Source organism: Mycobacterium sp. TH-M15 (genome assembly GCF_057473705.1).
On record NZ_JBYCLB010000398.1, the window covers coordinates 1 to 9340 of the forward strand.

Annotated in this window: 5 protein-coding genes and 3 pseudogenes; 6 read left to right on the forward strand and 2 right to left on the reverse strand. The window is 71.7% G+C overall.

Annotated features, from left to right (window positions below):
• The 3 pseudogenes from AC2VNT_RS09685 to AC2VNT_RS09695 form a co-directional block, all read left to right on the forward strand.
• Window positions 1–350: pseudogene (locus AC2VNT_RS09685) on the forward strand (ATPase); the annotation flags it as partial.
• A gap of 110 nt (window positions 351–460) precedes the next feature.
• Window positions 461–2446 (forward strand): annotated as a pseudogene (locus tag AC2VNT_RS09690) (DUF5682 family protein); the annotation flags it as partial.
• Window positions 2447–2563: 117 nt separating this feature from the next.
• Window positions 2564–3707: pseudogene (locus AC2VNT_RS09695) on the forward strand (VWA domain-containing protein).
• Between the two features lie 10 nt (window positions 3708–3717).
• Here AC2VNT_RS09695 and ipdF read toward each other — a convergent pair.
• Window positions 3718–4518 (reverse strand): (5R,7aS)-5-hydroxy-7a-methyl-1-oxo-2,3,5,6,7,7a-hexahydro-1H-indene-carboxyl-CoA reductase, encoded by an 801-nt coding sequence (ipdF, locus tag AC2VNT_RS09700; protein ID WP_486946652.1) that lies wholly within the window; start codon window positions 4516–4518, stop codon window positions 3718–3720.
• Entirely contained in the window at window positions 4515–5681 is a 1167-nt protein-coding gene (gene ipdE1 / locus AC2VNT_RS09705; RefSeq protein ID WP_486946653.1) for an acyl-CoA dehydrogenase IpdE1, read from the reverse strand. The genes ipdF and ipdE1 overlap by 4 nt, the downstream gene beginning before the upstream one ends.
• A gap of 100 nt (window positions 5682–5781) precedes the next feature.
• Here ipdE1 and fadD3 point away from each other — a divergent pair, with 100 nt between their 5' ends.
• The 3 genes from fadD3 to AC2VNT_RS09720 all read left to right on the forward strand — a co-directional run.
• Window positions 5782–7332, forward strand: a complete 1551-nt coding sequence (gene fadD3, locus AC2VNT_RS09710) for a 3-((3aS,4S,7aS)-7a-methyl-1,5-dioxo-octahydro-1H-inden-4-yl)propanoate--CoA ligase FadD3 (RefSeq protein ID WP_486946654.1) — start codon at window positions 5782–5784, stop codon at window positions 7330–7332.
• Window positions 7333–8466: an acyl-CoA dehydrogenase family protein gene (locus tag AC2VNT_RS09715; protein WP_486946655.1), complete on the forward strand. Its 1134-nt coding sequence runs from the start codon at window positions 7333–7335 to the stop codon at window positions 8464–8466.
• On the forward strand, window positions 8463–9340 hold an 878-nt coding region (locus AC2VNT_RS09720; RefSeq protein WP_486946656.1), incomplete at its 3' end, for an acyl-CoA dehydrogenase family protein. The genes AC2VNT_RS09715 and AC2VNT_RS09720, both read left to right, overlap by 4 nt.

The window sequence follows — 9340 nt, forward strand, 5'->3', positions numbered from 1 at the left end:
AGCTCCCCGAGGTGCCCACCTCCGCCGACGAGATCCGGCGGGTGGTCACCATCTTCCGCGAGCTGCGCGCCGGGGTCACCGCCGACGGCCGCAACAAGCTCAAGCAGCCGTCCGGAACCCTGTCGACCGCCGAGGCGATCTCGGTGGTGACCCAGGGCATCGCGATGTCGGCGCACTTCGGCGACGGCACGCTGCGCCCGGCCGACACGGCGGCCGGCATCGTCGGCGCGGTGGTCAAGGATCCGGTGAGCGACGCGGTGGTCTGGTCGGAGTACCTGGAGGCGGTGGTGCGGGACCGCACGGACTGGGCCGACTTCTACCGGGCGGCCCGCGAGGTGCTGCACCGGTGACGACGGCCGCGGCGCCGGTCCCCGGTGTCCATGTGCTCGGCATCCGCCATCACGGCCCCGGCTCGGCGCGTGCGGTCCTCGCCGAGCTGGACCGGGTCCGCCCGCAAGTCGTGCTCATCGAAGGCCCCGCCGACGCCGACGAGCTCACCGGCCACGCCACCGACCCCCAGCTGCGCCCGCCGGTGGCGATCATGGCCTACGCCGTCGACGATCCGGCCCGGTCGGTCTTCTGGCCGTTCGGCGAATTCTCGCCGGAGTTCCAGGCGATGAAATGGGCCGCCCGCAACGGCGTGCCGGCCCGGTTCTGCGATCTGCCCGGCGGCACGGTGCTGGCCCGGCGGGCCGAGCGGGACGGTCGGGAAGACCCGCCGGCATCCACCGCCCGAGCCGACCCGATCGGCGCGCTCGCCGATGCCGCCGGGTACGACGACCCGGAACGCTGGTGGGACGACGTCGTCGAATCACGCGCCGACGGAACCGGGTTCGCCGCGATCACCGAGGCGATGCGCGCGGTCCGGGACTGCTGCGCGGAGTCCGGCAGTGTCGACGAGCTGGTCGATCGGGAGCGGGAGGCGCACATGCGCCGGGAGCTTCGAAGAGCCGTCCGGGCACACCGGTCGGTGGCGGTGGTCTGCGGCGCCTGGCACGCGCCGGCGCTCTCCGGAAAACTGCCGTCGGCCAGCGGCGATGCGGCGCTGCTTCGCGGGCTGCCGAAGGTGCGGGCCACCTCGGTCTGGGTGCCGTGGACCCACTCCCGGCTCTCGGCGGCGTCGGTGTACGGTGCCGGCGTCGAATCGCCGGGCTGGTACCACCACCTGTTCACCCGGCGCGACCGGCCGCTGGAGACCTGGCTCACCCTGGCCGCGCGGGCGCTGCGCGCGACGGACGTCTTCGTGTCGTCGGCGCACGTCATCGAGGCGGTCCGGCTGGCGACCGCGCTGGCGGCGCTGCGGCGCCGCGCCCACCCGGGCCTGAGCGAGGTCAACGAGGCCACCGAGGCGGTGCTGTGTGAAGGCTCCGCCGCCCGGTTCGCGTTGATCGTGCGGGAGCTGGTGGTCGGCGAGCGGCTCGGCGCCATCCCGGAACACCTGCCGATGGTGCCGCTGCTGGCCGATCTGACCAAGCGGCAGAAGGCGTTGCGGCTGAAGGCCGACCCGGTGGCCAAGCAGCTCACCCTGGATCTGCGCAAGCCGGCCGACCTGCGCAAGTCCCAGCTGCTGCACCAGTTGGCGGCACTCGACATCCCGTGGGGCAGCACGACGTCCGCCCGCGGTCAGGGCACCTTCAAGGAGGCGTGGACGCTGCGGTGGCAGCCGGAGTTCGCGGTGGCGATCGTGATCAACTCGGTGTGGGGCACCACGGTGTACCGGGCGTGCGCGGCGAAGCTGTCCGACGTCGCCGCGAAGGCGACCCGGCTGGGCGCGGTGACCGGGACGATCGAGACCGCGCTGCTCGGTGGCGTCGACGAGGCGGTCCCGGTGCTGCTGGACACCCTCACCGACAAGGCCGCACTGGACCGCGACCTCACCGAGTTGATGGCCGCGCTGCCCGCCCTGGCCCGCTCACTGCGCTACGGCGACGTCCGCCGGACCGACGCCGAAGCGCTGCGCGCGGTCACCACGTCGCTGCTGCGACGCATCTGCGTCGGCCTGCCGGCCACCCTGACCGGGTTGGGGCCGGACGCGGCGGCGGAGATCCTCGAGCCGATCAACGCGGTGACCGACACCGTCGACCTGCTGGAGCCGTCGATTCGCGGCGAATGGCTGGCGGTGGTCGAACGGCTGACCGACCGCGACGACCTCTACCCCGGCCTGCTCGGCCGATTCGTCCGGATCTGCCTGGACGCCGGTGTTTTCACCAGCCTCGTCGCCGCCCGGCACCTGCACCGCGCACTGAGCGCCGGAGCCGCCGCCGACGAGAAGTCCGCGTGGATCGACGGGTTCCTGTCCGGGACCGGCCTGCTGCTGGTGCACGACCGTGAACTGCTCGGCGTGATCGACGGCTGGCCGACCGGCCTGACCGCCGACGAGTTCGTCGACGTGCTGCCGCTGCTGCGGCGGACGTTCGCCACGTTCGACCCCGCGGTCCGCCGCAACATCGCCGGCGCGCTGGACACTCCGCCGCCGCACCGCACGGCGGGTTCGACGTGGACGTCGAACGGGCCCGGCCCGCGGTGCTGGCCGCGGCGGCGATCTTCACCTCGGGGTCGGGCCGTGGACGGTGAACGCGGCCGCCGGTGGCGGCTGGTGCTGGGCGCGAAGACCGAGGCGCTGCCGGCACTGGATGACGCCGACACGGCGATGGACCGCGCGCTGGGGTCGCTGTACGGCGGCGACGAGCGCCGCGGCGGGCTGGGCGGCTCGGCCCCGAAAGTGGCACGCTGGCTGGGCGACATCCGAAAGTACTTCCCCGGCACCGTCGTCCAGGTGATGCAGCGGGATGCGATCGAACGACTGAACCTGACCAGCCTGCTGCTGGAGCCGGAGATGATGCAGAGTGTGGTGCCGGACCTGAGCCTGGCCACCACATTGATCTCGCTCAGCGGAGCCATCCCGGACGAGGCCCGGTCGTCGGCGCGGGCGCTGGTGCGCAAGGTCGTCGACGACCTGGAGCGGCGACTGGCCGACGGGACCCGGACGACGCTGCGCGGGGCGCTGTCCCGCGGAGCGCGGACGCACCGGCCGCTCCCCGCCGACATCGACTGGAACCGGACGATCGCCCGGAACCTCAAGACCTACCAGCCGGATTTGCGCACCGTCGTCCCGGAGGTTGCCGTCGGCTACCGGCGGGCGGGCCGGTCGGTGACCAAGGACATCGTGCTGGCCATCGACCAGTCCGGGTCGATGGCCGAATCGATCGTCTACTCCGCGGTTTTCGGGGCGACCATCGCCTCGATGCGCGCGCTGCGCACGTCGCTGGTGGTGTTCGACACCGAGGTGGTCGACCTCACCGAGCTGCTCAGCGTTCCGGTCGACGTGCTGTTCAGCACCCAGCTGGGCGGCGGTACCGACATCAACCGCGCGATCGCATACTGCCAGAACCTGATCGAGCGACCCGCCGACTCGATCTTCGTGCTCATCTCCGACCTGTACGAGGGCGGCATCCGGGACGAGATGCTGGCCCGGGTCCGCCAACTCGTCGGCTCCGGCGTGCAGGTGATCGTGCTGCTGGCGCTGTCGGACTCCGGTGCGGTCGTTCGACCGGTCGCTCGCCGCCGAGCTGGCCGCGATGGAGATCCCGGCGTTCGCCTGCACCCCGGACGCGTTCCCGGAGCTGTTGGCGCTGGCCATCAACCGCGGTGACATCCGCGGCTGGGCGGAGCACGAAGGGCTCGCCGACCGTGGGATGCAGCCCTGAGCCGAGCCGGTCAGGGGTGCTGGCTGGAGACCGAGATCACCTCGCCGGTCAGGTAGCTGGAGTAGTCGCTGGCCAGGAAGGCGATCGTGGTGGCCACCTCCCACGGTTCGGCGGCCCGGCCGAACGCCTCACCGGCGGCCAGCCGGTCGAGCAGCTCGGTGGAGCTGGTCTTCTCCAGGAACTTGTGCCGGGCGATGCTCGGCGAGACCGCGTTGATCCGCACCCCGTACTCGGCGGCCTCGATCGCGCTGCACCGGGTCAGCGCCATCACCCCGGCCTTGGCCGCGGCGTAGTGCGACTGGGAATGCTGGGCCCGCCAACCCAATACGCTGGCGTTGTTGACGATCACCCCGCCGTGCGGGACGCCGCGGAAGTAGCGTAGCGCCGCACGGGTCGCCCGCATCACCGAGTTCAGCGTCACGTCGAGCACCCGGTCCCACTCGTCGTCGGCCATCTCGACCACCGGGGTCTGCCCGCCGAGGCCGGCGTTGTTGACCAGCACGTCGATCCGGCCCAGCCGCTCGGCCGCCCCGGTGATCAGCGCGTCCACCGCCGCCGACGAGGTGACGTCGCAGGGGATGGCCGCCACCCGGCCCAGCCCGAGGCCGGCCAGCTCGTCGTGGGTCTCGTTCAGCCGGCGTTCGTGGTAGTCGGAGACGACGACGTCGGCGCCTTCCAGCAGCGCCCGCCGCGCGGTGGTCGACCCGATGCCGGTGCCGGCCGCGGCGGTCACCACCACCACCTTGCCGGTCAGCAGGCCGTGTCCGGCAATCTCTTCCGGTGCTGCCGCCAAGTCAGAAGACGGGCTCATCCCTTCGCCTCTCGGGGTAGGCCGAGCACCCGCTCGGCGATGATGTTGCGTTGGATCTCGTTGGATCCGCCGTAGATGGTGTCCGACCGGGTGAACAGGTACAGCCGCTGCCACTCGTCGAACTCGCCGTCGGACAGCACCATCGACTCCGGCCCGATCACGTCCATCGCCAGCTCGCCCAGATCGCGATGCCAGTTGGCCCACAACAGCTTCGACACGTTGTCTTTTCCGGCGGCCCGCCCGCCTCCTTCGACGTCCATGGTGGCCAGCGCATACGACCGCATCGCCCGCAGGCCCACCCAGGCCCGGGTCAGCCGCTCCCGGATCGACGGGTCGGTCGCCGCGCCGTTGCGCTCGGCGAGCGCGGCCAGGCCGGAGAGCTCCCGGGCGTAGCGGATCTGCTGACCCAGGGTGGACACCCCCCGCTCGAAGGTGAGCGTGCCCATCGCGACCTTCCAGCCGTCGCCGGGCTCGCCCACCACCAGTGACGCCTCGGTGCGGGCGTCATCGAAGAACACCTCGTTGAACTCCGAGGTGCCGGTGAGTTGCACGATCGGCCGGATCTGGATCCCCGGCTGATCCAGCGGCACCAACAGGTAGGAGAGCCCGTGGTGCCGCTTGGAGCCCTTCTCGGTGCGGGCCACCACGAAGCACCACTGCGACAGGTGCGCCAGCGAGGTCCACACCTTCTGGCCGTTAATACGCCATTGCTGTGCCTCCTCATCCAGCACCGCGGTGGTGGCCACGTTGGCCAGATCGGAGCCGGCACCCGGTTCGGAGTAGCCCTGGCACCACAGCTCGGTGACGTTGCGGATGCCGGGCAGGAAGCGGCGCTGCTGCTCCGCGGTGCCGAAGGCGATCAGCGTCGGGCCGAGCAGCTCCTCGCCGAGGTGGTTGACCTTGTCCGGCGCGTCGGCGAGCGCGTACTCCTCGTAGAACGCCACCCGGTGCGCCACCGACAGGCCGCGGCCGCCGTGCTCGACCGGCCAGCCCAGGCAGGTCAGCCCGGCGTCGGCGAGGTGGCGGTTCCAGGCCAGCCGCTCGTCGAATGCCTCGTGCTCGCGTCCGGGCCCGCCGAGGCCCTTGAGCTTGGCGAAGTCACCGACCAGGTTCTCGGCCAGCCACCCGCGGACCTCGGCCCGGAACTCCTCGACCTGTTGCACCCCTGTAGGCTAACCTACCAAGCACTTGCTCGGCTACGAGCCGTGGTCGGCCCGCGCTGGCGACGATGCGGGGCGGAGCGATGAGGAGGAGCGGCGCCCAATGAGTACCGATCCGCGGACCACGCCCGCGGTGCTGGACCGGACCGCCCGCGACCTGCCCGACCATGCCGCGCTGATCGGCGACGACCGGCGGCTGACCTACTCCGAGCTGCGCCGCGAGGTTCGCCGGGCCGCGGCGGCGCTGATCACCCTCGGCGTGGCACCCGGCGACCGGGTGGCGATCTGGTCACCGAACACCTGGCACTGGGTGGTGGCCTGCCTGGCCAGCCAGTACGCCGGCGGCGTGCTGGTGCCGTTGAACACCCGCTACACCGCCACCGAGGCCACCGACATCCTGGCCCGCAGCGAGGCGAAGGTGCTGATCGGAATGGGCCGGTTCCTCAAGACCGACCGGCTGGCGGAGCTCGACCGGGATACCCTGCCGACGCTGGCGCAGGTGGTGCGGGTGCCGATCGAGACGGCCGACGGCACCTGGGACGAGTTCGTCGCCAGCGGCGCGGCGGTCACCGATGCCGACGTCGACGCGCGGGCCGCCGCGGTCTCACCCGACGACGTCGCCGACATCCTGTTCACCTCCGGCACCACCGGGCGCAGCAAAGGCGTGCTCGGCGCGCACCGGCAGTCGCTGGCCGGCCCGGCCGCCTGGGCGGCGTGCGGGGAGATGACCGCCGACGACCGGTACCTGTGCATCAACCCGTTCTTCCACAACTTCGGCTACAAGGCCGGGATCCTGGCCTGCCTGCAGACCGGCGCCACCTTGATTCCACAGCTCACCTTCGACCCGGCCGGGGCGCTGCGCGCCATCGAGGAGCAGCGGATCACCGTGCTGCCCGGGCCGCCGACCGTCTACCAGACCCTGCTGGATCACCCGGAACGTGACCGGTACGACCTGAGCTCGCTACGGTTCGCGGTGACCGGGGCGGCGACCGTGCCGGTGGTGCTGATCGAGCGGATGCAGTCCGAACTCGACATCGACGTCGTGCTCACCGCCTACGGGCTGACCGAGTCCGGCGGGTTCGCCACCATGTGCCGCGCCGACGACGACGCGGTCACCGTCGCCACCACCTGCGGCCGGCCGATCGACGACTTCGAGCTGCGGCTGGACAAATCGGTCGGGGCGTCCGACTCCGAGGCCGGCGAGGTGCTGCTGCGCAGCGCCAACGTCATGCTCGGCTACCTCGACGACCCGGACGCCACCGCGGCGGCGATCGACGCCGACGGCTGGCTGCACACCGGCGACGTCGGCACCGTCGACGCGTCGGGCAACCTGCGGATCACCGACCGGCTCAAAGACATGTACATCTGCGGCGGCTTCAACGTCTACCCGGCCGAGATCGAGCAGGTGCTGTCCCGACTGGACGGGGTGGCCGACGCCGCGGTGATCGGCGTGCCCGACGAGCGGCTCGGCGAGGTGGGCAAGGCGTTCGTCGTCCGCCGGCCGGGCGCGGAACTGGACGAGACGGCTGTGATCGGCTACGCCCGCGAACATTTGGCGAACTTCAAGGCACCGCGATCGGTCGCCTTCGTGGACACGTTGCCGCGCAACCCCGGCGGCAAGGTGGTCAAGCATGAGTTGAGAGAGTGGGCCTGAATGGACCTGGGATACGACGAGGCCACGCTGGCCTTTCAAGCGGAGGTCCGGGACTTCCTGGCGGCGAACACGGACAAGTTCCCGACCGAGTCCTACGACACCGCCGAGGGCTTCGAACAGCACCGCCGCTGGGACAGGGTGCTCTTCGACGCCGGCCTGTCGGTGATCGCGTGGCCGAAGAAGTACGGCGGCCGCGACGCCACCCTGCTGCAGTGGGTGGTGTACGAGGAGGAGTACTTCCGCGCCGGTGCCCCCGGGCGGGCCAGCGCCAACGGCACCTCGATGCTGGCGCCGACGCTGTTCGCGCACGGCACCGAGGAGCAGTTGGACCGGGTGCTGCCGAAGATGGCCAGCGGCGAAGAGATCTGGGCCCAGGCCTGGAGCGAGCCGGAGTCCGGCAGCGACCTGGCGTCGCTGCGGTCGACCGCCACCAAGGTCGACGGCGGCTGGAAGCTCAACGGCCAGAAGATCTGGAGCTCGCGGGCGCCGTTCGGTGAGCGTGGCTTCGGATTGTTCCGCTCCGACCCGGAGGCCCAGCGTCACCACGGCCTGACCTACTTCATGTTCGACCTGAAGGCCGACGGCGTCACCGTGCGGCCGATCGAGCAGCTCGGCGGCGAGACCGGCTTCGGCGAGATCTTCCTGGACGACGTTTTCGTGCCGGACGACGACGTGATCGGCGAGCCGAACCAGGGCTGGCGGGCCGCGATGAGCACGTCCAGCAACGAGCGCGGCATGAGCCTGCGCAGCCCGGCCCGGTTCCTGGTGGGCGCCGAGAAGCTGGCCGCACTCTGGCGCGACCGCGGCTCCGACGCCGCCTTCACCGCTCCGGTTGCCGACGCCTGGATCAAGGCGCAGGCCTACCGGCTGCACACCTTCGGAACCGTGACCCGACTGGCCGCGGGCGGCGAGCTGGGTGCCGAATCGTCGGTGACCAAGGTGTTCTGGTCCGACCTGGACGTCGCGCTGCACCAGACCGCCCTGGACATCCGGGGCGCCGACGGTGAGCTGGCCGACGCCTGGATGCACGGATACCTGTTCGCCCTCGGCGGCCCGATCTACGCCGGCACCAACGAAATCCAGCGCAATATCATCGCCGAGCGGCTGCTGGGCCTGCCCCGGGAGAAGAAGTGAGATTCGACCTAGACCAAGAGCAACGCGACTTCGCGGCCAGCATCGACTCCGCGCTGGCGGCCGCCGACGTGGCCGCCGCGGCGCGGTGCTGGGCCGCCGGCGACACCGCCCCGGGCCGCACGGTGTGGCGACAGCTGGCCGAACTCGGGGTGACCGCGCTCGCGGTGCCCGAGGAGCATGACGGGATCGGCGCCCACCCGGTCGACCTGGTGCTGGCGATGGAGCGGCTGGGTCGCTGGTGCGTGCCCGGCCCGGTGGTGGAATCCATCGCGGTGGCCCCGTTGCTGCTGGCCGGGCAGGGTGAGCGCTGCACCGCGCTGGCCGCCGGTGAGCTGTTCGCGACCGTCGCGCTGCCGCCGCAGGTTCCCCGGGCGGTGGACGCCGACGCCGCCGGACTGGTGCTGCTGGCCCAGGACGACACGGCGGCCGTCGCCTCCCCCGGTGACCGGCGGACCTCAGTGGACCCCAGCCGGCGACTCTTCGACGTCACCGCCACCGGTGAATCCTGGTCGGCCGATGTCACCCGGGCCTACGAGTTCGGCGCGCTGGCCACCGCGGCGCAGCTGGTCGGCGCGGGCCAGGCGCTGCTGGACACCGCCGTCGAGTACGCCACGCAGCGCACCCAGTTCGGCCGGGTGATCGGCTCCTACCAGGCGATCAAGCACAAGCTGGCCGACGTACACATCGCGCTGGAGCTGGCCCGGCCACTGGTCTACGGCGCGGCGCTGGCTCTCGCCGATTCAGCGGCCGGCCCAATCCCCACCGAGGTCGCCCGTGACGTCAGCGCGGCCAAGGTGGCGGCGTCCGACGCCGCCCTGCTCGCCGCCCACTCCGCGCTGCAGACCCACGGCGCCATCGGGTTCACCGCCGAGCA

What these genes read in the sequence shown, in the direction of transcription:
- fadD3 (WP_486946654.1), top strand. Translation starts at nt 5,782, where the DNA reads ATGAGTACCGATCCGCGGACCACGCCCGCGGTGCTGGACCGGACCGCC.
- AC2VNT_RS09715 (WP_486946655.1), top strand. Translation starts at nt 7,333, where the DNA reads ATGGACCTGGGATACGACGAGGCCACGCTGGCCTTTCAAGCGGAGGTC.
- ipdF (WP_486946652.1), bottom strand. Translation starts at nt 4,518, where the DNA reads ATGAGCCCGTCTTCTGACTTGGCGGCAGCACCGGAAGAGATTGCCGGA.